The organism is Aeromonas sp. 25-AL00135 (genome assembly GCF_054052385.1).
Genome location: NZ_JBSTYQ010000003.1, coordinates 22542 through 46225 on the forward strand (window position 1 = coordinate 22542; position 23684 = coordinate 46225).

Sequence of the window (23684 nt, forward strand, 5' to 3'; positions counted from 1 at the left end):
ATAACTCTCCGATTCAGCGAATGCCACCGTCAGCCGGTTGGCTGACAGCGGGTGGTTGCCAGGGGGAAGCTGTGACCTGAACCCCCGGGGTCAGACGGTCGATCCCTTCGATCACCACCTGTTGCCCGGCACTGAGCCCGGACGCGATGCGGTACTGGCCATTCACCAGTTCTGCGGTATTAACCGGAACCAGCTGTGCCTGCCCCTGGCCATCCAACACCCACACGCTGGTCTGACCCGATGTGCGAACTACCGCCTGCTGGGGCACGGTCAGGGCGTTGGCATAGCGGGCACGGGGGATGCGCGCCTGCACATAGAGGCCGGGCAACAGCCGCCGCTCAGGGTTATCCACCAGCACCCGCAGCAGCACGTCGCCGGTCCCGGCATCGACCTCGATGCCGGAGAAGAGGATGCGCCCCTGCATTCCCAGCGGTGTGCCATTGCTACCGAGGATCTCTACCGCCAGTTCCGGTGCCGTTGAGCCAGCTTGCTGGCGCAGGGATTCCAGCACCGAGGCCGGTTGGCGCACATCGACGTAGACCTGATCAATCTGCTGGATCCGGGCCATGGGGGTGGCATCGGTGGGCGACACCAGGGCCCCTTCACTCACCAGCGCCTGATCGATGCGCCCGGCGATGGGGGCCTCCACGCTGGCAAATTGCAGGTTCAGCTGGTGCCGGGCCAGAGTCGCCTTGGCCTGGGCTACATCGGCAGCCGCCTGATCCCGCTGGGAGACCGCATCGTCATAGGTCTGGCGGCTGATGGCGTCGGTGCGCAGCAGCGGCTGCAGGCGCTCAATCTGGATGCGGGCGCGAGCCAGCACGGCCTCGGCCCGTTGCAATGCGGCGGCGGCGCTGTCGACATCGGCCTTGAAGGGGGCCGGGTTTATCTGGAACAGCACTGTGCCTGTGCTGATCTCGGCGCCCTGCTCGAACAGGCGGCGCTGTACGATGCCGCTAATCTGGGCGCGAATGTCGGCGCTGCGCAGTGCCGCCACCCGGGCGGGCAGATCCTCGCTGATGACCAGCTCCCGACCAGTCAGAGTCAGCACCGATACCTGAGGAAGGGCGGGTGCCTCCTGCTCTTGCGGCGCGACATCGCAACCCGCCAACCCGAATGCGGCAATGACGGCGAGCAGGGCGCCCGCATACCGCTGTTTGACAAACATCATCCACTCACCTCGTTAAACCGTCTCTCCGGTGTGATGTGACCGGAGAGTGCATCGAGCGGCCATTATGGCGAGGGGCTATTGCGAATGATTCGAGGCTTTGTGGAGAATCCATGGAGGCGATGATAAAGTTCAACGCCACCTTTTTTCGAGTCCGACTATGTCCCATCTCAATGCTTCCGCCAGCCCGGCGGGCCAGTCACTGGTACTGATTGCAGAGGATGAAGCCGAGATCGCCGACATCCTCGCCGCTTACCTGCAACGTCATGGCTTGCGCTCCCTGCACGCCGCCGATGGCCGTGAAGCGCTGGCCATGCATCAGGCATTCAAACCCGATCTCCTGCTGCTGGATGTGCAGATGCCGCAACTGGATGGCTGGCAGGTGCTCAGCGAGATCCGGGCGCGCGGCGATACGCCGGTGATCATGCTGACCGCCCTCGATCAGGATCTCGACAAGCTGATGGGGCTGCGCATGGGGGCGGATGACTATGTGGTCAAACCCTTCAATCCGGCCGAAGTGGTGGCGCGAGTGCAGGCCGTGCTCAGGCGCACCCGAGCCGTAAAGCCTGCCACGGCGAACGTGTTGCGGGTCGGCCAGTTTCAGATCGATCTGGAGAGCCACGAGGCCAGCATTTTCCGCGATGACCAGCAGCAGGTGCTGGAGCTGACCCTGACCGAGTTCAAGTTGCTCGCCTCTTTGATGCGGGCGCCGAAACGGGTGTTCAGTCGCGCCGAACTGCTGACTCACTGCTTGCCGGAGGGGGATACCCAGGAGCGCACTGTGGATAGCCACATCAGCAAGTTGCGCAAAAAACTGGAGACACACGGCATTCAGGGGGTCCCCGCCAGTGTCTGGGGCGTTGGCTATCGCTTCGGGGGCGATGCATGAAATCGGCGCCCGGCCTTCGCAGGCAGATCATCCGCTCTCTGGGCTTGATGACGCTTGGTATCATCTCCCTCGCGGTGATCGGCACCTATGTGTTTTATGGTATCGCCGTGGCGTTTGTGCCGGGCAGCATCTCCGAGACCTGGGTGCCCTCCAGAGTCGAGATGTTATGGATCGGCTCCACCATTCTCATTGCATTGGGGATGGCGCTGTACGTGGCGGTGCGCCTCTCTCGCCGCATCCTGACTCCCCTCAACTCGGTGGCAACCAGCCTGCGCGAGGTGGCCGAGGGCAAACTCGATGCCCGTGTGCCGGAGGATGAGCAGGCGATCGGGGAGACGGCGCAGCTGGTGCGCGACTTCAATACCATGGCCGAGCGGCTGCAGAGCATGACCCGCGAGCGGGAGTTCTGGAATGCCGCCATCGCCCACGAATTGCGCACTCCGGTGACCATTTTGCGCGGCCGCTTGCAGGGGCTGGCCGAAGGGGTATTTCCTCCCAGTAGCGAACTCTTCGAGGGGTTGCTGCGTCAGGTGGAGGGGCTAAATCACCTGATCGAGGATTTGCGGGTATTGAGCCTCAACGACAGCGGCCATCTGGAGTTGCAGCGGACCGAGGTCAGGCTGGCCGACGAGCTTGCCGTGGTGCTTGAGGCATTTGCCAGCCCTCTGGCGGCGAGCGGATTTGTGTTGCAGCGGGAGCTCGATAGCGAACTTCATGTCTGCTGCGATCTGTTTCGCATCCGTCAGGCCCTGATGGCGATGTTGGAAAATGCCCAGAAGCACGCGCTGCCGGGGTTGCTGACTGTGCGGCTGCATCGCTCGGAGAGTGTGTGCGTCCTGAGTGTGGAAGATGAGGGACCAGGCATCAGCGAGGAGATCGCCGCCTGTATCTTCGATGCGTTTCGTCGGGGAGATCCGTCACGCTCGCGCAAGAGCGGCGGCAGTGGACTCGGACTCGCCGTGGTCAAGGCGATTGCCGAGGCTCACGGCGGCAGTGCGGTTTGCCAAGCTACCGGGCGGGGAGGGAGCCGATTCGTGCTCTCCTGGCCCATCTCGGCCATGTCCGGTTGCCCTGAAACCTAGCCTGCGGGCGGCAGGTTCTGATGAAGCTATACAGCTGACAGCTGACAGCTGCCAGCACAGGGGCGTTCGACAAGCGACCGTCATAGGGTTTTCTACCGCTTGTGCCGGGTGAGCAGGAGGGGTTGGGACATGGCTCATTTGGCGCGAAATCATGGTTTTTTGCCGCTAAAAATTGAAACCGTTTTCAGAAATCCTTTTCAACTGTGATCCGCTTCAAAGCTTTTTCGGGCGCCAACCTCTAGCATTGGCTCCACGAATTAGGGGCTAGCGCTCCCGATTTTCCCGCTGTGGGAGGTAACCGGATGATCCGGCTATTTCCTTCGTTACTTTCGACGGTCATCATGGATGGCCGTTTTTTTTTGAGTTATTTCACGGTAAAGGGTCGAGCCGCTGGCGCTTTACCGTTAAAATTCCGCTTTTGCACTTGCCCGTGAGTCTTGATGTCTGCGTCCACCCTCTCTTCGGATAGTTATGCCCTGCTCGCCACCCTGCAATTGCAGCGCGTTGCCAGTACCCGTTTGCTGCAAGAACAACTGGCGATAGGCCATGCCCTGATCGATAAACTGACCCGATTGCAGGATGCGGGGCTGGTCAGATTGCGCGGGGAGCAGCAGTGGAGCCTGACTGCCGAGGGGACGCTGGCGCTGATCCTGGGGGTGCGTGCCGGTCTCTGCCCGGCACCGGACTGGAGCCGGGTGTCCTCATTGACCGGGCAGGATCTTACCCATGCGGTGGTGCGCGAGCTCTGCCGCGGCAAGGCGGGGGAGATCCCCACCTATTTCTCGGCCAGCGATCTGCTGACCCTGCTCGATACCCCGGACGCTCACCAGTTGTTGGCGGGCTCCAGCCCCGCCTGGCAGCAAATGTTGCTGGAGCACTTCTCGCTGCAACTCTTGCTCGATGCCCCCTATGAAGAGCGCTGGCCGCTGGCCAATGCGCTGGTGCGCTGCGCCCCCGAGGTGCAGGCCCGGGCCAAAGCGTTCGAAGCGGAGTGGCGCTGGCTCTGCGGGGATGGCGAGAGCACATCGCCAACCGGCGAGGACAAGGATGCCGCCCCCGGCTGGCCAGCCCTGCAGGCGCTGGCCCAGCAGAGCCAGAGCGGCCCGCTTGGCGAGCGACTGCTCACCGCGCTGGGCCAGTGGCAGGCAACCGATGAGGGTGAAGCGGGCCAGTGGCCACGTTCATTCAGCGCCCTGCTCTGGCTTGGCTGGTTGCAGCAGGCCGATCCCGTCATCGCCAGCGAACAGCGCAAGAAGTGGCAGCGCAGTCTGACTGGCCAGTTCCCCCTGCTTGCCGACTTGCTCAGCCAGTGGGCGGGCGATCGCCACGGTCAGGCGGTCGGCCTGTTCGATACCCTGCAGCTGCCGGTGGAGGAGCTCCACTGGGGCTATCTCTGGCTCGATCTCTGCGCGCTGGCCCGTCACGGTGCCCAGAGCCCGCAGGTGGCCATGTTGCACAAGTGGGATCTCTCCCATTTGCTCGATGCCGAGCCCCATCATCGCCTGATGGCCTTTTGTCAGGATCTGCTGCGTATCTTGTTGGGCGAGGCGGCCAAAGGGGCGCCCCTGTGCCAACTGCGCGGCAGTGAGGAGAGTGCGCAAGAGGGCAGTGATGAGCAGGATGATGACGGGGACGAGGATAAAACCGCGGCCTCTGCCAGCTGGCTCAACTGGCTGCAGGGGCTGGGACGCTCGAGTGGCGTACGCAAGCCGCAGGAGCGGTTGGTGTGGCTGCTCCATGCCGACGGCCCCGAGCTGGAGTGCAAGATCCAGAAGCTCAGTACCAAGGGGGAGTGGACCGCCGGTCGCCGGGTCGATCCGGCCTTGCTCTCCACCCAGTATGCCGCCATGCTCGACGAGCATGACTGGGCACTGGTTCGCACCCTGCCACGGGTGATGGGACGACTGCCGCGGGATGTCTGGGCGCCGCTGGCCGATCACCCCCGCTTGTTCAACGCCAAGGGGCAGAAGCTGCAACTGGCCATCAGTGCCCCCCTGCTGCAGGTGGTGGCCACCGAACAGGGGATGAGCGCGCAGCTCTGCCCCGATGCGGCCGCCCGCGGGGCCCATATCATGCCGCTGGCGCAGGATCTGTGGCAGCTCATCCTCACCCCGCAGCCGCTGCTCGACCGCTTGCCAGCGCTCGAATCCATCCCGCTGCTGCCCGCCGAGGGGCTGGCCGAGCTGCAACGCACCCTGGACGCCATTCCCGAGCTGCCCTGGCACAGTCAGGTTGCGGGGCTTAGCGGCAACGCCGAACTGGCTCCCTGGCCGGGCATTCCTTCGGTGCAACTGGATTGGCAGGATGGTCAGCTGTCGGTCAAGCTGGTGACCCGCTTTGAGGATCTGCCGCCCCAGCCACTTGGCAAGGGGGAGGCGATCGTACGGCAGGGGATCAAGGCGTACCACTACTGGCAGCGGGATCTCGCGGCCGAGAAGCTGCAGGCCCAGCTACTGCGCAATCAACTCCCCATCGGCCTGCCCGGCAGCGAGTGGCTGCTGCAGGGGGAACAGGCGCTGGCGCTGGTCAATGCCCTGCCCGAGCTGGTGGATGCCGGTGTGGTCATTCACTGGCATCAGGACAGCGCCCGCCTCAAGAGCCTCGATGAAGCGGCTCTGAGCCTGCGCATCGAGCGGCGGCAGGACTGGTTCCAGGTCGAAGGGGCGCTGGCCCTCGATGAGCATCAGATCCTCGATTTGCGCCTGATCCTGCGTCAGCTGACCCCGGGTCAGCGCACCGTTCAGCTCGACGAGAAGACCAGCCTGATGCTGAGCGACAAGCTGGTAGAGCGGCTCACCATGCTGGGGGCCATGCTCGATGAAGAGCAGCGCATCAACAACAAACTGGCCTATCCCCTGACCCGTCTGCTCTCTGTCATTACCACCGAAGGGGATGCGGCGTGGCAATCCCTGCAGCAGGAGTGGCAGCAGGAGGTCGAGTGCCCGGACGAGCTGCTCACCTCCCTGCGGGACTATCAGAAAGAGGGGGTGCGCTGGATGGCGACCCTGGCTCATCACGGTTTTGGTGCCTGTCTGGCCGATGACATGGGTCTGGGCAAGACGCTGCAGGCGCTGATTGTGCTGCGGATGCGCCAGCACCTTGGCCCTGCGCTGGTGGTGGTGCCCAAGTCAGTGGTCACCAACTGGCAGGAGGAGGTGGCCCGTTTCGCCCCCGAGCTGGAGGTGGTGATCTTTGACAATCCCGCCGAGCGCGAGCGCATTATTCGCGATGCCAAAGCGGGGCAGGTGATCATCATCAACTACGGTATGCTCGGCAGTCTGGCGGAGGCGCTCAAGGGGCGTCGCTGGCCCTCCATGGTGCTCGATGAGGCCCAACAGATCAAAAACGCCGGTACCCAGCGCGCCAAGCTGTTGTTCCAGCTCGACGGCGATTTTCGCCTCGCCCTCTCCGGCACCCCCATCGAGAACCATCTGGGGGAGCTGTGGAGCCTCTTCACCTTTATCAACCCGGGGCTGCTCGGCAGCCTTGGCGAGTTCAAGCGTCGCTTTGGCAAGGCGGTCAAGGATCCCCAGCACATGGCGCTGCTGCGGGCGGTGATCAGCCCCTTTATCCTGCGTCGTCTCAAGCAGCAGGTGTTGACTGAGCTGCCGGACAAGACCGAGATCATTCACCACATCAGCCTCTCCCCCGAAGAGCGCCAGCTCTACGAGGCGACCCGGCGGGAAGTGGTGCAGCAGGTGCAAAGCGCCGATGGTCGCGCCCTGATGCATGTGCTGAGTGGCCTGACCCGGCTGCGCCGTCTCTGCTGCTCGCCGGAGCTGGTGATGCCCGAGTGGTCGCAGACCAGCAGCAAGCTTGATGAGGCGATGGCCCTGCTGGAAGAGGCGATCGACGGCGGTCATCGGGTGCTGGTGTTCAGCCAGTTTGTCGATCTGCTGAGCCTGTTGCGGGCCCGCATCGAGCAGAAATCCTGGGATTACTGCTATCTGGATGGGGGCTGCTCCGCCAAGTCCCGTCAGGACTCCATCCTGCGTTTTCGTCACGAGGAGGTGCCGCTGTTCCTCATCAGCCTCAAGGCAGGGGGGACCGGCCTCAACCTCACCCAGGCCGATACCGTGCTGCACCTCGATCCCTGGTGGAACCCGGCGGTGGAAGATCAGGCGAGCGATCGGGCGCACCGGATGGGCCAGACCCAGCCGGTGACCGTGTACCGGCTGGTGTGCGAGCAGACGGTGGAGGAGAAGATCGTCGCTCTGCACGACGAGAAGCGGGCGCTGGCCGATGGCCTGCTGAGCGGCCAGTCCGAGGTGCGCGGGCTGGATGTGGAGAGCCTGCGGGCCCTGCTGATGGGCTGATTGGCGACGCCGCCTTACATACCGTCTATCGATACAGAAAAGGGGAGAACATCCAGAGATGTTCTCCCCTTTTTCGTTTGGGATGCAGATGCGGGAGGCGCCATTTATCGCGGCAAGGCGGCCCGGTTATCCCTGAACCAACTATCCCTGATCCAGTCACCCCTGATAGAGATAGAGGTGCAGCCGCTCGATGATGGGCTCACCGCCAATCTTGCGATCTCGCCGCGCCTGACGGCTCTTGGGGGGATAGTTGCCCAGATGGGTGACCGCGGGCGGGGTATCCGAGCAGAGCAGCAGAGGCAGGCTCGCCTTGATCTGCTGCTTGCGCGGGGTGCGCTCCAGCCAGAGCAGGTTGATCATCGGGTGGGTCTTGACCGGGCGGCGGATCCGCAGCTCGGCATCGGCCGGCAGGCGGCGAATGTCGTACACCTCCTGATCCACCATCTTGCTCCACTCCTCGTTGTTGGAGAGGGCCGGTATGTAGCGGCGGCTGCGCTCCAGCATCTCAAGCACCTGTTCGCGACTGAGGCGATTGATGGTCTGCTTGTCAGCCCAGGTAAAGCCGAGGGATTGCAGCTCCCCCGCCAGCAGGGTCAGTTTGCGGTAGACCTGCAGGGTGATCACCCCGGGCAGGGCGGTATGTACCAGCTCGAACTTCTCGTCACGTCCCCCCGCCTGCTGCACCAGCGCCTTGAAATCGAGCTTGCGCTGATTGATCTCCTCAACCAGAGGCTGGATCAACGGAGCGGCGGCGGCAGGAAAGCGCAACCAGCCGGGCAGCCGGTGAGTCGCCTTGGTGGAGCAGCCAGGGCGGGCGCTGTGATCCCGATAGGCGGCGAGGGTGGCCGCCAGCGCGGCTTCACCGTTGAGATAGCCCACCTCAATTTGCTCGATCGGGTCGTGCTCTTCCCCCTGCGCAACCGGAGGGAGGGGATAGACATGAGCCTCCTGCAGGTCGAGCTGACCAAGCAGATCGGCCAGCTGGTTGAGAGCGCCTTCAATGGCGGCCATCTGTTGACGCAGGGCGGCGGTCGGGGTAAAGGTATCCATCGATGATCCTGTGGTCTGACCCGCTGTTGACGACATCAGGTATGACATCGCTGCGGGGAGCAAAACTACTGTATAAATAAACATACCAGCATGCGATAGGAGTGCCAAGAGGCACTTTGAGGAGGGGGCAATGTGCGCCTCTGAATGGGGATGTGGTGATGGTTTTATTTATGTTTCAGGGTGTTAAATAAAGATCACCACAAGATCATCAAATTAACAATCATGTGTAACTCCGCTGTTGCCAGCTGTTCACACCTTGTCCACCTCTGCATATGTAAAGCAGTAAAATGCATATATAGATGGGTGCCATGCAGCACAATATGCTGTGCAACTCTGTTGGCCAGCCGTTAAAATAATTATTTGTTTAAAATCAAAGCATTAAAATTAAATCCTGCCGTGTTTAGACATTAGATTTACTAATGTAATGTATCAAAATTCGTCAATTGAGTCGGCCCTGCTCCCTGACTAAGCTTTGCGCATCAAATAAAGCCCAGTGCGTAAACAAATATTCAGAGGAGCCACATCATGGCCAACATGACTTATACCGAAACCGGTTACCAGCATTCCAGCCAATTGAATCTGGTTGCTCGCGTTAAAATGACCGTTCTGACCTGGCTGGAGCGCAGCCGCAGCCGTCGCCAGCTCTCCGAGCTGCCCGAGTACCTGCTCAAAGACATCGGCCTGAACGAAGCTGACCGTTATCAAGAGACCACCAAGCCGTTCTGGCGTGGTTGATCAGCCGGGCATGGATGCCTTGTTTTTCTACTGAGTCGTTTGCTGTTCTGCCCCGTGGCGCCCGGCCGCCAAGTCTGTCATTTTCTGCTTTAAATCCCCCGTTTTCCCCCTGTTATTTGTTGGTCCTTTTTCCTCTCCTCTTTATTCCATATAGCTACTGTCATTGCTGTCATCGTTCGATTGTTATCACACTTGTATCGTTAATGTTTGAATTTGTTTAAAAATTGATTTTATGCTGCAACGCCTTGCGTATAATCCGGCCATAGTATTCCAGCGCAAGAGGGTGAGACGGATGATTCCCCAGCACGATTTTTTGGCCTTGACCCGCAGCCATGAGTGGCAGCTTGAGCCCTTTGAATTTACCCTGCCCGATGGTGCGCGGGTCAGCGTCTGGGATACGGGCGTACTCTGTCTGGAGCCTGCCAGCGGCGCGGGCGGCCAGCCGGGAGGGCGCAAGGATATCGTCCTCTCCTGCGGCATCCACGGCAACGAGACCGCCCCCATCGAGATCTGCAACCAGCTGCTGAGCCGTCTGCTCTCAGGCGAGCTGAGCGCCCGTCATCGGGTGCTGTTCCTGTTTGGCAATCCGGCGGCGATGAATCTGGGATTGCGGGAGGTGGAGGAGAACATGAACCGGCTCTTCTCCGGAGCCCACAGCAAGGGAGAGGGGCTCTGCAATCGGGAGCGGATCCGCGCCATGCGCCTCGAGCAGTATGTGAGCCGCTTCTTTGCCGATCCGGCTCGTCCCCGTTACCACTACGACCTGCACACCGCCATTCGCGGTTCGCGCCACGAGAAGTTTGCCGTCTACCCCTTCCCCCACGAGCGGCCCCACTGCCGCGAGCAGGTGCAGTTCCTCGGCGCCTGCGGGGTGCGTACTATTCTGCTCTCCGCCAGCCCGACCACGACCTTCAGCTACTACAGCTCCCGCCAGCATGGTGCCCACGCCTTTACGGTGGAGTTGGGCAAGGTGCGCCCGTTTGGCGAGAACGATATGACCCGCTTTATCGAAACCCGCCAAGCGCTGCAAGAGCTGGTCACTCAGGATGAGGTGGCGCTGGAGCCGTGGCGGGCGGATGATTTCACCCTGTTTGCCATCGATCGGGTGATCACCAAAAAATCGGCGGACTTTCGCTTCCTGTTTGCCAGCGATGTCGACAACTTCACCGAATTTCCGCAAGGGTTCGTGCTGGCCGAGGATGGCGAGCTTCGCTACACGGTCGAGAAGCCGCGTGAGGCGGTGGTCTTCCCCAATGCCAACGTGGCGATTGGTCAGCGCACCGTGCTGATGGTGGTGCCGACAAGGCTTTGGGAATAGCGGTGATAGTTTTGCCTGCAGAGCGGTGATGCATCCGCAGGCGGCGCCAAGCCATTGTTTTAGTCGGTGGCTCAGACACAGCAGCGGTTAGCCGCAGTAATAAAAAATGGGGCCAGTCAGATGACTGGCCCCATTTTTTATCGGGTTCAAGTGGTGTGGCTTAGCTGTTGTTCTTCACAAACAGGGTCAGCTCCTGGCCGGGCTTGAGGTAATCCCCTTTATCCAGCTGGTTCCAGCGCATCACATCATTGATGGCCACCTGGAAGCGAGCCGCAATGGAGGAGATGGAGTCGCCACGGCGAACCTGATACACCATCGATTTGTCGCTCTTCTTCCCTTGCTTGGGATAGACCACCAGCTTCATGCCTGGCTTGAGCGCCGACTTGGCAGTCAGACCATTCCACCTGGCGAGCTCTTCGTGGGAGACGCCGTGTGCCTGGCTGATGCTCCACAGGTTGTCACCCGAGCGCACCTTGTAACTGACCTTGGCCTTCTGGCTGCTGCCACGGCTTGCCAACTGCTGCGGTTTGCTGGCAGAGCTGGCCTTGCTGCTGACCTGACCGTGGGTCGGGATCACCAGTTGCTGACCGCGACGCAGGTTATTGCTGCGCAGATTGTTGGCCAGCTTCAGCTCGTTCACGCTGACGCCATGATTCTGGGCGATGCGCGACAGGGTATCGCCACTGGTGACCTGATAGGAGCGGGTACGAATACGCTCGCTCTTGGGCAGATCGGCCAGTGCCAGCTCCAGAGTATCGGCATATTCTACCGGTACCAGCAGGCGGTAAGGGCCACGGGGCGACATCACGCCACGGCTCAGGGCCGGATTGACCTCCTTGAGCTGTGAGGTGCGCAGACCTGCCAGTTGGGCGGCCACGTTCAGATCGATTTGGCTGCCGGTCTCCACCACTCGCAGCTTCGGCTCGTTGGCTAGCACCGGCAACTGGATATTGTACTTGTCCGCATTGCTGATCATGTCAGCCATGGCGAGGATCTTGGGCACATACATCCGGGTTTCGCGGGGCAGATCGAGCGACCAGTAGTCGGTCGGTTTGCCTGCGCGCTGGTTACGCTGGATGGCGTTGCGCACCCGTCCTTCACCGGCATTGTAGGCGGCCAGCGTTTGCAGCCAGTCACCGTCAAAGAAGCGGTTCAGGTATTCCAGATAGTCGAGCGCCGCATTGGTGGAGGCCAGCACATCGCGCCGTCCGTCATACCAGTTGTCGTGGCGCAGACCGAAGTTTCTGCCTGTCGCTGGCACAAACTGCCAGAGTCCGACGGCATTGCTGCGGGATCGGGCATGAGGATCAAACATGCTTTCGATCATCGGGACAGTAATAAGCTCCATTGGCAGCTCACGCCGTTCAATCTCCTCTACCATCAGATAGAGGTAGGGTTCAGCCCGGCTGGCAATGGTCGCCAGATGCTTATCATTGCGCAACAGCCACTCACGTTGCTGGCGGATGCGCGGATTGTCCGGAGTTTCCAGTTGCATATCATCGCTGATACGCACCCACAGATTGTCCGTCTCTTCCATTTCATCCAGTTGTTCATCGCCAAACAGGAAATGGGAAGAGTGTTTTTTATGCGCTTTTTTCTTGACCTGGGGGGACTTGATCGGCTCGATTGCCGTTAGCGCCCGGTCATCCTGATGGCTCAGGTTTTGGCAGCCGCTGAGCAACAGCGCTGCCAATAAGGCCGTTCGTACCTTCATCTCGTTCCGGTCATTTTTGGGAAAAACAGCCCGCATCATAAGGGGCAATGGCCCCCTGATCAAGGTTTGTTCAAAAAACGTCCTTCCACTGACGCAAGATGGTGAAGGTATCTACCGGATTTTCCACGCATTTTAGCCCCTTCTTTTCAGCAGAAAATTTTACCGAATCGAGCTCGCAGCGCAGAAAAACATTAAACTTGCGTTCATCCTCCAGCCGGGTGGGCAGGCTTGGCAGCCCTTGTTGCCGCAGTTTGCTGATCAGTCCGATCTGATCACGGATCGCCGGATTGTCCGGTTCAACTGCATAGGCAAAGCGCAGGTTGGAGAGTGTGTACTCATGGGCGCAGTAGATCAGGGTCTCGTCGGGCAGGGCGGCAAGGCGCTGTAAAGAGTGGTACATCTGTTCCGGCGTCCCTTCAAACAGGCGGCCACAACCGGCCGAGAAGAGGGTATCGCCACAAAAGAGCATGCCGTTACCATAGTAAGCGATATGGCCACGGGTGTGCCCGGGCACATGGATTACCTCGAGGGCGAGGCCGTGCCAGTTGATCTGATCACCATCTTCGAGCCACTGGCCATGATGATCCGGCATGGGGTCAAGTTTGGGGCCATACAGTCTCGCGTGGGGGAAGTGCTCGAGCAATGTGCTGACGCCTCCCACATGGTCATGATGGTGGTGGGTGAGCAAGATGGCATCAAGCACGAGATCCAGTGCCGAGAGCCGCTCCAGCACGGGGGCGGCATCGCCCGGATCGACAACCAGACAGTGATTTTCGTGTCTAATCAACCAGATGTAATTGTCATTAAAGGCTGGAACTGTGATCACTGGATACATGAGTCTGCTTCTCTTTAGGGAGGGTATCTTATATAACAGGATGGCGTTCGAAACCGCGAGTTGAACCCTATTATGCAGGTGGCACGTACCGAACAACAAATCGAGATCCCGACCAGCTGGTCAGCGCTGCCTATGGGTGACTGGGTGGCGGCCGAGATCCAGGAGCGGCTCGACAGCTGGTGCCCCAACTTGTTCGGGTATCACTTGCTCAAGGTCGGAGCCCTGAGCGCCGAGCTCTCCTGCAAATGTTCATCCATTCGTCATCAGGTGGGTGTCGCGCCTGAGGGACGACTGCTGGACATCTATGGCGATCCCCTCGAGCTGCCGGTGCGAACCGGCAGCGTCGATGCCTGTCTGCTGGCTCACTGCCTCGATTTCTCCGCCGATCCCCATCAGGTATTGCGTGAAGCCGAAAGGGTGCTGACCGATGATGGCTGGCTCATCATCAGTGGTTACAATCCGGTGAGTCTGGTGGGAGTTGGCCACTGTATCCCTTTTTTACGGCGCAAGTTGCCCTGGTCTGCTCGGATGTTTACCCCTGGGCGGGTGACGGACTGGCTGCATCTGCTGGGATGCGAGGTGATGTTCGACGAGCGCTTTGGCTATTCATTTATGGGGAAACAGAGCTGGCACAGCTGGTGGCGGGAGAGTGTGGGGCGGGACTATTGCAGGGCATTTGCGTCGGTATACGTGATTGCGGCCCGTAAACGGCGCTTTCCATTGATCCCGGTGCGGCGGCGCTGGCAACTGCCAAAGTCCCTCGCCACACCGGGAATGGCCCGTCAGGGCTGGTAGCCGGTATCTTCGGCCAGATCCTTGCCACAGGCGGCATCTCTGGCCAGCTCGTCGCACCGTTCGTTCTCCGGATGGCCGGAGTGACCCTTCACCCAGAGCCACTCAATCTGGTGGCGACCCACTTCCGCATCCAGCTCCTTCCAGAGATCGACGTTCTTGACCGGTTGCCGGTTGGCGGTCATCCACCCTTTCTTCTTCCAGCCGATGATCCACTGGGTGATCCCCTGGCGGACATACTGGCTGTCGGTAGTGAGGCGTACCTTGCACGGTTCGTTGAGGGTGCGCAGCCCCATGATGGCGGCCATCAGCTCCATCCGGTTATTGGTGGTCAACTTGAATCCGGCGGAAATCTCTTTGCGGTGCTTGCCGTAGACCATGACGGCCCCGTAACCACCCGGGCCCGGATTGCCGAGGCAGGAGCCGTCGGTATAGACATCAATCTGTTTTAACATGAGCAATCAATCTGTTTTAACATGAGGCTTGGGGTAAACTAGCGAGTAATTAAAGCCGAAGTTTGACATAGATTGGATCATGAACACACCCCAACTGAATCGCCAGATCATTCTGGATACTGAAACCACAGGTATGAATACGGCGGGTGGCCCTGTCTATCTGGGGCACCGCATTATCGAAATCGGCTGTGTGGAGGTGATCAACCGCAAGCTGACCGGTAACCACTATCACGTCTATATCAAGCCTGATCGTCTGGTCGACCCGGAAGCGATCCAGGTGCACGGTATTACCGACGAGTTCCTGCGTGACAAACCGTCGTTCAGCCAGATTGCCGACGAATTCCTCGACTTCATCCGCGGCGCCGAACTGATCGCTCACAACGCACCGTTTGACGTGAGCTTCATGGACTACGAGTTCAGCAAGCTCGGACTCAACTTCAAGACGGCGGATATCTGCACCATCACAGATACCCTGGCGATGGCGCGGGATCTCTTCCCCGGCAAGCGCAACAACCTGGATGTGCTGTGCGATCGTTACGGTATCGACAACTCCCACCGTACCCTGCACGGGGCTTTGCTCGATGCGGAGATCCTGGCGGACGTCTACCTGCTGATGACCGGCGGCCAGACCAAACTCAATCTGGCCACCGAGAGCAACGAAAACGAAAGCAATCAGGACACCAGCATTCGCCGGTTAGAGAGCAACCGACCCGCCCTCAAGGTGGTGCGTGCCAGCACCGAGGTTCAGGCCCTGCACGAGGCGAGACTGGACCTGGTACAGAAGAAAGGAGGAAGTTGTCTGTGGCGGCAATGAGCAAGTGGTATGCCGGTCTGCTGCTATTGCTCTCGCTGGGGGCGACGGCGACCGAGGTATTTGCCCCTTCCGATATTCCGCTGCTGGATAACCGCTTTCGCATCGATTACGGGGTGAAGGAGATCACCTTCATCATCAAGCGCAAGCCGGGCACCCCGTCCGTGATCCTGGTTCGCCCCGATGGCAGCAAGCTTTACGTGGGCAAGGTCAAACCCGCAGATGTGGGTTGGCTGGCGCTGCCGGAGCATGATCTCATTACCCTGCGCAATCCCATGCCGGGCCCCTGGCAGGCGATTGGCGAGGTGGATCCCGACAACCGGGTGCGCATTCTCTCCGATATCCGGCTCGATATCGCCGCCCTGCCGATGCAGCTCTATCAGGGGGAGGTGGTCAAGCTCAAGGCGTGGTTGCTGATCAATGGTCAGCCGCCGAAAGATAAATACTATCTCTCTGATCTTGGCATGACCGTCAAGCTGCAATCGTTCAGCGATGCCGATAAGAAAGAGGTCGTGCTGGATCAAGTACTTGGCCACTATCGCGATGATGGCAAGGGGCTCGACGAAGTGCCGGGCGATGGCATCATGACGGCGGAGGTGACGCTGCAGGATATTCCCGGTGGCAAGTACCGCGCCATGTTCAGCACGGGCAATGAGGTGTTTGTCCGTGCCCGTTATCAGGATGTTCTGCTTTACCCCTATCCGTTCAGCTATAACTTGTCGCCGCCTTCGGATGAGCTGGGTGCCAAGCTCTCACTGCTAATCGACCGTGATGAGCTGGATCCTGCTTCCGTGGTTGTCAAGGGGAGTGTGACCAGCAATGTGGGCGGCCTCTACGAGTTCAGCGAGACCGCCAGCGACCCCAAGCTTGATATCGATCTCTCCAACATCAAGGAGGTCGGCCAGCATGAGGTGAAAGCAACCCTCTATGGCACCACTCGCCTCGGCCGTGAGCTGAAAATCGAGTTGCCGGTTAAAACCTTCAATGTATTCCCGCCACCGCCGCCTCCTGTAGAGGTGGTGTCGGCCGCCGCACCGGCCTCCAGTGCCGAAGCGACCCATGAAGCCCCGGCAGAGGAGGAAATGGGCTGGTTGATCTGGGCATTGGCAGGTGGTGGTGTGCTGCTGGCGGTCTTGGGTGTGGTCGGGTTTGTGGTGATACAAAAACGGCGTGCCCTGAAGCGTGCTCTGGCCGCTGCGCAGGCCGAGAATCAGCAAGCCGGACAACCTACTGCCAAGCTGGATCTCAATCTGCCAGAGCAGTAACCCTCGTACTGAAGTGGCGTGATGCCAGATATAGAAAACCGCCCTGATAAGCAGGGCGGTTTTTTTGAATTCATAAACAGAACAAGCTGGCTATCAGTGTTCGCCGATATAGACATCCTTGTTCTGCTCGCGGATCTCGAGGAACTTGTCCAGATTGGCCATCATCAGCTCGACCAGCTGGGGGTCGAAATGCTGCCCCTTCTCCTCTTCAATCAGGGCCAGCACCTTGTCCAGCGGCCACGCCTTCTTGTAGCAGCGATCCGAACCCAGGGCATCGAACACGTCAGCCAGCGCCACAATCCGCCCCTCCAGCGGAATATCGGCCCCCTTCAAACCGCGGGGATAGCCACTGCCATTCCACTTCTCATGGTGATTGCCAGCGATGGTGGCCCCAATCTGAAACAGCGCCAGATCGCTGCCGGAGAGCATATCCTGCCCGAGCTGGGCGTGGGTTTTCATGATCTCCCACTCTTCCGGTGTCAGCTTGCCCGGCTTGTGCAAGATGGCATCGGGAATTCCCACCTTGCCAATGTCATGGAGCGGCGAGGCGCGTTTCACCAGCTCGCTCTGCTCTTCGCTCATGCCCATCAGGTGGCAGAATTGTTCGGTATAGAGCGCGACCCGTTTGACGTGCAGCCCTGACTCTTTTGAACGGGTTTCGACCAGTTCGCCGATGCGATAGATGATCTCCCGCTGGTTGTCGGCGATCACCTCATTGAGCCGGATATTCTCCAGCGCCACTATGATGTTTTCGGTAAACAGCGTCAGCAGACTGGTATCGATCTGGCTGAGCTGGCGGGTGGTCTCGATGTGGAACAGCAGGTGGTGGCGCGGATTCTGACAGTAGAGCACCATCTGGGTGGCGTTATAGACGTTGCTGCGCTTGCTCATAGCCTGGCGCAGGATCTCCGGCGCTTCTGTGAGGAGCATGGCGGGATGGCCGGGGAGCAGGGGCTCCAATACTTGATCCTTCACCTCATAGGCGTATTGCTTGACGTCGTATATCTGGGTTTCCCCCAGATGGAGCAGGGCGCTGAGCTGCTCCTGGGCGCCTTCGACAAACTGGCGCAAGGCCCGTTTCTCAAAGATCCCCTTGGAGGCTTCGATGACTTTTTCCAGCCCCTGACGGTTACTCTCCAGGGTGCGGATATCCCGATAGGATCGAAGGCTGGCCCGCAGCAGGGTGCGCAGCTTCTGGGAGGTGAGCTCGGTTTTATCCTTGTAGTCGTTGATGTCGTAGTTGGTGACCACGTCATCTTCCGGCGCCTGGCCGGGTTGGCCGGTACGCAACACGATGCGTACCATCTTGTTTTGCAGATCTTCACGGACATATTTGACGACATCAAGGCCAGCGTGGTCGACCTCCATCACCACGTCCAGCAGCAACAGAGCAACGTCCGGGGTGGTGGCCAGCAACTCTTTGGCCTGTGCCGCGGAATAGGCATGCAGAAAATCGATGGGGCGATTGTCAAACTCGAATTTGTTCAAGGTGATTTTGGTGATGCGATGCACTTCAGGCTCATCGTCAACAATCATCACCTTCCAGCCCGCTTGCTGTGCGTCGGGGAGGGAGAGATCGTCATCATCAATAATCAGGATCTGGTCATCCATCATACAATCCTGTTTGGCATCCTGTGCTTACATTAACTGCTTCACTAAGGATAGGAAACTTATTGGGAAATAAAATTTGATCTCGAAAAACTATGGTCGAAATAAGCAAATGGAACCCTTTGTAACTGTGGCGTTGTCCGGCTGCTTTCTTTCCCAATCATGGAGCTAGCGTGCATAAAGCCTATGTCTGGATTGGGGTGTGGACGCCAGTGGTTGGGGATGTTTGAATCCAGCTTGTAGCTATTAGACGAGAGATATTCTTATTTGATAGTGATTCCTATTTGTGTGTAGCATGGGCGACACACTCAACGAGGAGCCCCATCGTGTCCCCATCTCTGCCTCCCAATCGTCCCCGTCTGCTGACTGTCAAAGCCATCACCCAGATCACCCCCCATTTGCGTCGCATCACCTTTGGTTGCAGCGAGTTGGCTGACTATCCCTTTACCTGCGGTGGGGCCCATATCAAGGTGATGCTGGCCCAGCCCCATCAGGTAGAGCCGGTGCTGCCTGCCATGACCCCGAGCGGCCCGCGCTGGAGTGACCCGGCTGACAAGCCGGTGATCCGCACCTACACCATCCGCGCGTTTCGCCGTGATGAGCAGGAAATTGATATCGACTTCGTGCTGCACGGTGACGGCGGGCCCGCCAGCGCCTTTGCTACCCATGCCAAGCCGGGAGAGAAGGTGATCCTCTCCGGGCCGGGTGGTCCCAACCCCATGCTGCAACCGGCCGATCACTACTGTCTGGTAGGGGATCTCACCGCCTTGCCCGCCATCATGGCGATGTGTGAGGTGATGCCTGCCGATGCCAGAGGGGAAATTGCGATTCTGGTGCCGGATCAGGCCGATGCTCAGCCGTTGACACTACCGGTCGGGGTGCGCTGTCACTGGTTTGTCGGCGAGCCCGAGTCCAGCGGCCTGCTGGAGCATGTGATTGCTCTGCCGCTGGTGCGTGATGGTGGCTTCTTCTGGCTGGGTGGGGAAGAGGCGCTGGTGCTGCCGCTGCGCCGCCATTTTCGTTCCGTGCTCGAGGTGGATCGTCAGTCGCTCTACGCCGTGCCGTACTGGCGCCGGGGCAAGAGTGAAGAGGCCTATCACCAGACCCGTCACGATGTGATGGATAATTAAGCGGATGCGAAAGAATACCTGATTCACCCTTGCAAATAAAAATGATTTGCATTTAGTATTGCGCCGTCCGGGTATTCGTCCGGGCGGCGTTTTTATTTCCGTTGACACAAGAGTGCCCTGTTTTCACGTCGGTTTGGCTGCATGTTGTCAGACCCAACGCAAGGAGTCGTAAAGGGTGGTTAAGTACCAGACCCGTCTGTTCTGGCTGGCATTGTTCCTTCTCTGCACGCTGTTTTGCCTCTCGCTGGCCACCGGGGCCGGCGTCTATGGTGCCCGCGAGGTATTCGGGTATCTGACGCACAATCCCCTGTGGGTCAGTGACGAGAAGCTCGCCATGGTGCTCAATACCTTGCGACTGCCGCGCACCCTCTGTGCCATGGTGGTCGGCGCCTCTTTATCTCTGGCTGCCTCCTTGTTGCAGAGTGCGACCCGCAACCCGCTGGCGGAGCCCGGCCTGCTCGGGGTCAACGCTGGGGCCGTCTTTGCGCTGGTGGTGGGGCTCACCTGGTTTGGGGTGGAGTCCGCTTACGGCTATCTGCTCTGGGCCGGACTCGGTGCGCTGCTCGGCAACGTGATTGTGCTGGGGCTTGGCATGATGATTGGCCGCTCCAACCCCCTCAAGCTGATTCTGGTCGGGGTGGCGCTCTCGGCCACCTTCGGCGGTCTCTCCAGCTTTTTGCTGCTCTCCAACAAGATGGTGCTGGAGCAGTACCGCTTCTGGAACCTCGGCTCCCTGTCGGCGGCCAATCTCGATGCCATCATCGCCGTGCTGCCCTTCGTGCTGGCGGCGTTTGTCATCACCTTGCTGCTCTGTCGCCAGCTGACCCTGATGCAGATGGGGGACAGTCAGGCCCAGGCGCTGGGGATCCGCCCAAACCGGGTGCGAATTGGCGTGCTGTTGGCCGCCACCCTGTTTACCGCCAGTGCCATTGCCATCGCCGGTCCCATCGGCTTTGTCGGCTTTCTGGCCGCCTACTGTGGCCGACTGGTAGAGCCGGTTAGGTTGTCGGTGCAGGTCTGTTTCTCCGCCCTGTTCGGCATGCTGTTTCTGCTGTTGGCCGACATTCTGGCGCGCTGGCTGATCCAGCCGTTCGAGCTGCCCAATGGCGTCATTCTGGCCCTGATCGGTGCACCTGTGCTGATCGCCATTGTTCATCGCGGGGGCTTTCGTACCCTGCTGACCGTCAAGTGAGGGGCTGATGCGCACACCTACCGATATGCTCTGCCTGCGGGCCGGCAACCGCTCTTTGCTGGTCCATCTGCCGAGCTGGCGCTGGCTGGCTCTGCTGGCCATGGCGCTGCTGGCACTTGCTCTGCTGGCCCTGAGTGTTGGCGGCGGCAAGCTTGGCTTGGCCGGGGTGGTCAACACCCTGCTGGGGGAGGGGACGCGGCTTGAGCAGCTCACCCTGTTCAAGATCCGGCTGCCGCGCATTCTTGGGGTCATGGTGGCGGGTGCCGCCATGGGGCTCTCCGGCTGTCTGGTGCAGACGCTGGTTCGCAACCGGCTGGCCACACCCGACATGGTGGGGGTCAACAACGGGGCCTCTCTGGCCATCATCATCTTCTCCCTCTATCTGACCGTGGGCAGCTGGCCCTGGTGGGCTGCCCCCATCGGCGCTATCTTCGCGGCGCTGGTGCTCTATGCCCTCTGCCGCAAACCGGGTGAGCAGGGCTATCTGTTCGTGGTGATCGGTATCGGCCTCTCCGAGCTGTTCGAGGCGCTCGGCCAGTTTGTGATGTCCACTCAGGCCCTGCTGCACCTGAGCTCCCTCTATCTGTGGAATATGGGCAGCTTTATCGCCGTGGGTTACAGCACCATCACCCCCATCGCCATCCTGTTGCTGCTGCTCTGCCCCTGGATCGTCTATCTCTCCCGCGCGCTGGCGGTGCTGCGCTTTGGTCCCGAGATGGCCAGAGGGCTTGGCGTCAACGGCGATCGGGTACAACTGGGCATTCTGGCCCAGGCCATTCTGGTGGCGGCGCTCGGCACCGCCATCGGCGGGCCCGTGGTCTTTATCGCCATGGCGGCCCCCATTCTTGCCTCCTGGCTGGTAAAAGACCGGGTGGTGCCGCTCTGGCTGGCGGCGCTTAGCGGCGCCCTGCTGCTGCTTGCCAGTGATACCCTGGTTCGGGGGGTGGCCCGCCCCCACGAGGTGGCGACCGGTATCATGACCCGCATTCTCGGTGGCCTGTTGCTGCTGTTTCTTCTTGTTAACGATCGCCAGAGGGCTGACTGATGACGCTCACCGTAAATCGCCTCCACTTCGCCTATCAGCAGACTCCCATCCTGCGGGACATCTCCTTCAGCGTGCCAAGGGGCAAGCTGGTGGGGATCGTCGGCCCCAACGGCTGCGGCAAATCGACCCTGCTCAAGCTGCTCTCCGGCCAGATGAAAGCCCAACGCGGCGAGATCCTGCTCAAAGGCAAGCCGCTTGCCAGCTACCCCATGAAGGGGCTGGCGCGGGAGCTCGCCTATCTGCCCCAGCGGCCGACCCTGCCTGCCGGCATTCTGGTGGAGCAGCTGGTGCAGTATGGCCGCCACCCTCATCAGGGCTGGTTCAATCAGTGGGGTGAGGAGGATGCCCGCATGGTGCGTATTGCCTGCGAGCGAATGCAGCTTGAGGGGATCTGGCAGCAGAGCGCTGCGTCCCTCTCCGGCGGGCAGGCGCAGCGGGCGTGGCTGGCGATGATCCTGGCGCAGGACAGCGACATGGTGCTGCTCGACGAGCCCACCAGTGCCCTCGATATCGGTCACCAGACCGAGGTGATGGAGGCGATCCATCGCATCACGGCCGAGGGCAAAACCGTGCTGCTGGTGATCCACGATCTGGCGATGGCGGCCCGCTACTGTGACGAGCTGATCGCCATCGGCGAGGGGACCATTGCCGCCATGGGCCCGGCCCGGGAGGTGGTGACCAAATCCCTGATCGACCAGCTCTACCAGACCAGTGTCGACATTCTGCATGCCCCCGGCGACGGGGCGCCCATTATCGTACCCCGTCGCCACGAACATGGCCGCACCCTGCGTTCGGCGAGTTGAGTCATATGGGCCTGTTCTGTGGGCCCAACGAGTATATTCACGCGGCCGATTATCCGGGCCGTGCAACGAGAAGGAGTGAGATGATGAAGCGTTTTGCCGCCCTGGCAGCAGCCATCCTGATGCTGGCCGCGCCGCTGGTTCAGGCGCAGGAGATGCGTGAAGTGACCGATGCGTTTGGCCAGAAGGTGCAGGTGCCAGTCCAGCCAACGCGGGTGGTGGTGCTGAGCGAGCTCGAACTCGACAGCACCCTGACCCTGGGGCTGACCCCCATCGGCGCCGTCAATGGCCGTGGTCAACCCACCTTGCCCCGCTATTTGCTGAACAAGGCGGGCATGGGGATCCAGGTGATCGGCGATCTCGACAGCCCCAATCTGGAGTCGCTGATTGCGCTGGAGCCCGACCTTATCCTGACAGGCCAGACCCGTCCAGAGCTGCTGACCTTACTGGGGGAGATCGCGCCGACCGTGGTGACCAGCAAGTGGGGTGAGCCGTGGCAGGATAGCTTCCGCCGCACCGCCCACACCCTCAACCGCGACCAGCAAGGGGATACTTTCTTGCTGCAGTATGCCGAGCGGTTGACTCAGGCCCGCAGCAAGCTGGCCAAACATCAGGGGGAGAGCATCAGCATAGTGCGCTGGAACCCCAAGGGGCCGAGCTTTATGTATCAGGGCACCTTTGCCAGCAGCGTAGTGGAGTCGATGGGCCTGGTGCGTCCGGACAAACAACAGGGGACTGGCGCGCCCCACTCACCGGCGCTCAGTCTGGAGTCCCTCAACCTGCTGGATGCTGACTGGCTGGTGGTCGGCACTCTGAGCGCCAGCGGTGATGCGGTGGATGCCATGCGTCAGGCGGAGCAGACCCCGGCGTTCCAGCAACTGCCGGTGATCAAGGCAAAGCGCTTTGGTGCCGTTGACGGGTCGCTCTGGACCTCCAGCGGCGGCCCGCAGGCGGCCCTCAAGGTGATCGAGGATGTGGAGCAGTTGCTGGCAACCCGCAGCTGAGTGCTATCGCGCGCCAGAGTTTGACCCAACGAACAGGTTGAGCAAAAGAAGAGGGAGGCTGATGCCTCCCTCTTGCGTTGTCACTGTCTATCGTGACCTCTTCGGCGAGCCAGAGCCGTTTATTGCGGTTGGATGGCTGTCACTGTGAGCTTGCCGCTCTGGCTTTCGGCATGAAAGTGGATGGCATCCCCCACCTTGAGCCCTTTGAGCTGGGCCGGATCTGCCACTCGAAAGACCATGGTCATGGCGGGCATCTTGAGATTCTCGATCGCCTCGTGCTTGATGCCGACCTTGCCGCTCCCCTCATCGAGGCGGGTAATGACCCCCTTGGTCATCACCATTGCGCCCTGTTCGCTCATCTCACCCGTCTGACTCATATCGTGCCCTTCATGGTGCATCATCTCTTCGGCTTGCAGGCTGGTGTGGGTAGCAAGGCCAAGCAGCAGGGTCAGGGTCAGCGTCTTGTAGTTCATGA

20 protein-coding genes are annotated in these 23684 nt (G+C 60.4%); 13 read left to right on the plus strand and 7 right to left on the minus strand.

Annotated features, from left to right (window positions below; genetic code table 11):
* Nucleotides 1-13: 13 nt before the first annotated feature.
* A complete protein-coding gene (locus ACW5XC_RS03000; protein ID WP_042055478.1) occupies nucleotides 14-1171 on the minus strand; it encodes an efflux RND transporter periplasmic adaptor subunit in 1158 nt (385 codons plus the stop codon).
* A gap of 157 nt (nucleotides 1172-1328) precedes the next feature.
* Between ACW5XC_RS03000 and ACW5XC_RS03005 the strand changes: the two genes are divergently transcribed.
* The 3 genes from ACW5XC_RS03005 to ACW5XC_RS03015 all read left to right on the plus strand — a co-directional run bounded on the left by ACW5XC_RS03005 (nucleotide 1329) and on the right by ACW5XC_RS03015 (nucleotide 7455).
* Complete coding sequence (locus ACW5XC_RS03005) at nucleotides 1329-2057, plus strand: response regulator (RefSeq protein WP_040065122.1); 729 nt, start codon at nucleotides 1329-1331, stop codon at nucleotides 2055-2057.
* On the plus strand, nucleotides 2054-3139 hold the full coding sequence (locus ACW5XC_RS03010) for an ATP-binding protein (protein ID WP_042055480.1): 1086 nt from the start codon (nucleotides 2054-2056) through the stop codon (nucleotides 3137-3139). The genes ACW5XC_RS03005 and ACW5XC_RS03010 overlap by 4 nt, the downstream gene beginning before the upstream one ends.
* Before the next feature lie 440 nt (nucleotides 3140-3579).
* Entirely contained in the window at nucleotides 3580-7455 is a 3876-nt protein-coding gene (locus ACW5XC_RS03015; protein ID WP_042055483.1) for a DEAD/DEAH box helicase, read from the plus strand.
* A gap of 156 nt (nucleotides 7456-7611) precedes the next feature.
* On the opposite strand, the gene ACW5XC_RS03020 is transcribed toward ACW5XC_RS03015, so the two are convergent.
* Nucleotides 7612-8505 (minus strand): DNA replication terminus site-binding protein, encoded by an 894-nt coding sequence (locus ACW5XC_RS03020; protein ID WP_042055486.1) that lies wholly within the window; start codon nucleotides 8503-8505, stop codon nucleotides 7612-7614.
* A gap of 525 nt (nucleotides 8506-9030) precedes the next feature.
* Here ACW5XC_RS03020 and ACW5XC_RS03025 point away from each other — a divergent pair.
* Together ACW5XC_RS03025 and astE are read left to right on the plus strand one after the other, a co-directional pair.
* Nucleotides 9031-9240, plus strand: a complete 210-nt coding sequence (locus tag ACW5XC_RS03025; protein ID WP_005337823.1) for a DUF1127 domain-containing protein — start codon at nucleotides 9031-9033, stop codon at nucleotides 9238-9240.
* 292 nt (nucleotides 9241-9532) lie between these two features.
* Nucleotides 9533-10558: a succinylglutamate desuccinylase gene (gene astE, locus ACW5XC_RS03030; RefSeq protein ID WP_042055489.1), complete on the plus strand. Its 1026-nt coding sequence runs from the start codon at nucleotides 9533-9535 to the stop codon at nucleotides 10556-10558.
* A 160-nt stretch (nucleotides 10559-10718) separates the two neighbouring features.
* On the opposite strand, the gene ACW5XC_RS03035 is transcribed toward astE, so the two are convergent.
* The gene (locus ACW5XC_RS03035) at nucleotides 10719-12272 is read right to left on the minus strand and encodes a LysM peptidoglycan-binding domain-containing protein (RefSeq protein WP_042055492.1); all 1554 of its coding nucleotides are present in this window, start codon (nucleotides 12270-12272) and stop codon (nucleotides 10719-10721) included.
* A 70-nt stretch (nucleotides 12273-12342) separates the two neighbouring features.
* Nucleotides 12343-13107 (minus strand): hydroxyacylglutathione hydrolase, encoded by a 765-nt coding sequence (gene gloB / locus ACW5XC_RS03040; RefSeq protein ID WP_042055494.1) that lies wholly within the window; start codon nucleotides 13105-13107, stop codon nucleotides 12343-12345.
* A gap of 72 nt (nucleotides 13108-13179) precedes the next feature.
* Between gloB and ACW5XC_RS03045 the strand changes: the two genes are divergently transcribed.
* Complete coding sequence (locus tag ACW5XC_RS03045; protein ID WP_042055496.1) at nucleotides 13180-13902, plus strand: methyltransferase domain-containing protein; 723 nt, start codon at nucleotides 13180-13182, stop codon at nucleotides 13900-13902.
* Here the strand turns inward: ACW5XC_RS03045 and rnhA are convergent.
* Nucleotides 13890-14354, minus strand: coding sequence for a ribonuclease HI (rnhA, locus tag ACW5XC_RS03050; protein ID WP_005337815.1), 465 nt, complete (start codon nucleotides 14352-14354; stop codon nucleotides 13890-13892). The genes ACW5XC_RS03045 and rnhA overlap by 13 nt on opposite strands.
* 79 nt (nucleotides 14355-14433) lie before the next feature.
* Between rnhA and dnaQ the strand changes: the two genes are divergently transcribed.
* A complete protein-coding gene (gene dnaQ, locus ACW5XC_RS03055) occupies nucleotides 14434-15168 on the plus strand; it encodes a DNA polymerase III subunit epsilon (protein WP_005337813.1) in 735 nt (244 codons plus the stop codon).
* Nucleotides 15165-16430, plus strand: coding sequence for a TIGR03503 family protein (locus tag ACW5XC_RS03060; RefSeq protein WP_042055499.1), 1266 nt, complete (start codon nucleotides 15165-15167; stop codon nucleotides 16428-16430). The genes dnaQ and ACW5XC_RS03060 overlap by 4 nt, the downstream gene beginning before the upstream one ends.
* A 93-nt stretch (nucleotides 16431-16523) precedes the next feature.
* Here ACW5XC_RS03060 and ACW5XC_RS03065 read toward each other — a convergent pair whose 3' ends face one another.
* Nucleotides 16524-18041: an HD domain-containing phosphohydrolase gene (locus tag ACW5XC_RS03065; RefSeq protein WP_042055501.1), complete on the minus strand. Its 1518-nt coding sequence runs from the start codon at nucleotides 18039-18041 to the stop codon at nucleotides 16524-16526.
* Between the two features lie 323 nt (nucleotides 18042-18364).
* Between ACW5XC_RS03065 and ACW5XC_RS03070 the strand changes: the two genes are divergently transcribed.
* The 5 genes from ACW5XC_RS03070 (at nucleotide 18365) to ACW5XC_RS03090 (ending at nucleotide 23209) form a co-directional block, all read left to right on the plus strand.
* On the plus strand, nucleotides 18365-19168 hold the full coding sequence (locus tag ACW5XC_RS03070) for a siderophore-interacting protein (protein WP_042055504.1): 804 nt from the start codon (nucleotides 18365-18367) through the stop codon (nucleotides 19166-19168).
* Between the two features lie 175 nt (nucleotides 19169-19343).
* Nucleotides 19344-20360, plus strand: a complete 1017-nt coding sequence (locus ACW5XC_RS03075; protein WP_042055507.1) for a FecCD family ABC transporter permease — start codon at nucleotides 19344-19346, stop codon at nucleotides 20358-20360.
* Between the two features lie 7 nt (nucleotides 20361-20367).
* A complete protein-coding gene (locus tag ACW5XC_RS03080) occupies nucleotides 20368-21405 on the plus strand; it encodes a FecCD family ABC transporter permease (protein WP_456516092.1) in 1038 nt (345 codons plus the stop codon).
* Nucleotides 21405-22208 (plus strand): ABC transporter ATP-binding protein, encoded by an 804-nt coding sequence (locus ACW5XC_RS03085; RefSeq protein WP_042055512.1) that lies wholly within the window; start codon nucleotides 21405-21407, stop codon nucleotides 22206-22208. The genes ACW5XC_RS03080 and ACW5XC_RS03085 overlap by 1 nt, the downstream gene beginning before the upstream one ends.
* A gap of 83 nt (nucleotides 22209-22291) precedes the next feature.
* Entirely contained in the window at nucleotides 22292-23209 is a 918-nt protein-coding gene (locus ACW5XC_RS03090; RefSeq protein WP_042055514.1) for an ABC transporter substrate-binding protein, read from the plus strand.
* 119 nt (nucleotides 23210-23328) lie between these two features.
* Here ACW5XC_RS03090 and ACW5XC_RS03095 read toward each other — a convergent pair whose 3' ends face one another.
* Nucleotides 23329-23682: a copper-binding protein gene (locus ACW5XC_RS03095; protein WP_042055517.1), complete on the minus strand. Its 354-nt coding sequence runs from the start codon at nucleotides 23680-23682 to the stop codon at nucleotides 23329-23331.
* Nucleotides 23683-23684: the final 2 nt, after the last annotated feature.